Origin of the sequence: Synechococcus sp. H55.11, assembly GCF_047462475.1 — a bacterium.
Taxonomy (GTDB): Bacteria; Cyanobacteriota; Cyanobacteriia; order Thermostichales; family Thermostichaceae; genus Thermostichus.
The window spans coordinates 3,446-5,193 of record NZ_JANSJI010000188.1 but is presented as its reverse complement, the minus strand read 5'-3'; the positions used below and the strand labels follow the sequence as shown (position 1 = coordinate 5,193).

Below are 1,748 nucleotides of genomic sequence, written 5' to 3'. Positions count from 1 at the left end.
GGGGGTGAGGGCTTGAGCGGCGCAGAGTTCCCAGAGCGTCAAAGATTGGGATCCTTGAGTTGGACGGGGAAATGAGCGGGTATAAACTCCAGCAATTGGTTTATCGTATGGACATCCCTGCCCAAGCTGCTTCTTCGCTGCACCTGCAAACCTATGGCCCCCGATCTCACCAATCGCATTTTGGGTGGCCGCTACCAACTGATTCAAGAAATCGGTGGCGGCGGCATGGGATCCGTCTTCCGCGCTTTGGACTTGCACAACAACCGCCAAGAGGTGGCTGTTAAGATCCTGCATGCCCCTATGCTGCTGAGCCGGGGTGACGCCCAGACCGATTTGCGTCGCCGCTTTGCCGAAGAGATCCGCGTCAGCACCCTTCTGGGCCAGCATCCCCGCATCGTCAAAGTCTTGGATCACGGCCAAGAGGGGGAGCAGGCCTACTTGGTGATGGAGTACCTCAAGGGGCAGGATCTGGGCAAGCTGATTCGAGAAAAAGGGGCTCTGACGCTCCGGCAAGCCCTTCGGCTGGCCCTGCAGGCCTGTGAGGGGCTGCACTTTGCTCATACATTTCAAGCCAAGGTCGAGGGCCGTGAGATTCGGGGCGTCATTCACCGCGACATCAAGCCCAGCAACCTGTTTGTTGAGCGGGTTTTTCGAGATGGCCAGCTCACGTCGCAACTGAAAATCCTCGACTTCGGCGTAGCCAAAACCTTGGCTGATCACACCCTTAGCCTGGGCACCCAAAAAGGGGGTGGATTTATCGGCACCGCTCGTTACGCCTCTCCCGAACAGATACGGGGCAAGTCTCTGGATCCCCGCTCAGACATTTACTCCCTGGGGGTGGTGCTCTACGAGATGCTGACGGGATCCATGCCCTTTCAATTGGAAACCGACTCTCTGCACAGTTGGATCCACGCCCATTGCTACGAAAGCCCCCTTGAGATCAACCCGGAGACAACCCCGCAGCCGATCCCGCCCGCCTTGGCAGCAGTGGTGATGGATTGCCTCAAGAAAAACCCCGACGAGCGGCCGCAGACGATGCAGGAGCTAGGGGAGCGGCTGCTGCAAGCCTATGAGCTGACGGTAGCCACTCAACTCTCCAGCAGCCAGGCCAGTACCGTGATTCTTCCCACCGGCGGTGCCAAGGCTCAAAACGAGGCTCCATCCTCTTCCGATCCCAGGCTGCCGCTCGCAACCACCAGCAATACAGGATCGACTGCTGGAGCCTTTGAAGATATCCGCGATGAGGATCTGGATCTCATTGAAGATGAGCCGGTCTCTCCCCCAGGTGCAGGGATCCCCTACTACGTCGCCGGGCAGGAACCTCTCCCCTCAACTACCTCGGCAGAAGCTGCACCGGATCCCTCCTCTCAAGCTGCAGGCGAAACTCCCAAAACCCCCTCTACAGTCATCCCAGCCAGCAACACCCGCCCGGCTACTCCCCCTCAGGATCCCCCCGTCCCACCACGAACGGATACTCCCCGCACCCGCCCTCTGCCGCAAGCTGCCCCCCCAACGGTTCTCCAGCCTTCTGGCAGCAGCCTGAAGTGGGTCTTGGCTGGGGGAGGCGCTGTGGCTTTGTTGGCCGCCTTTTGGCTCTGGCCGCGCCCAGCAACCCGCGATACCCAGGAAGAGCCGGAGCCGATCCCTACCGCCGCAGTCACCCCAACACCTACCCTCGAGCCCGCCCCCACTCCGGTGGCGACACTTACTCCAACTCCGGCACCAACACCCACTCCCACTCCGGTGGC

General features: G+C 60.6%; 1 protein-coding gene. It reads left to right on the top strand.

The genetic code is table 11. The annotated features are described in order from the left end of the window. Nucleotides 1-153 precede the first annotated feature (153 nt). On the top strand, nucleotides 154-1,748 hold a 1,595-nt coding region (locus NW853_RS08100), incomplete at its 3' end, for a serine/threonine protein kinase (RefSeq protein WP_414348760.1).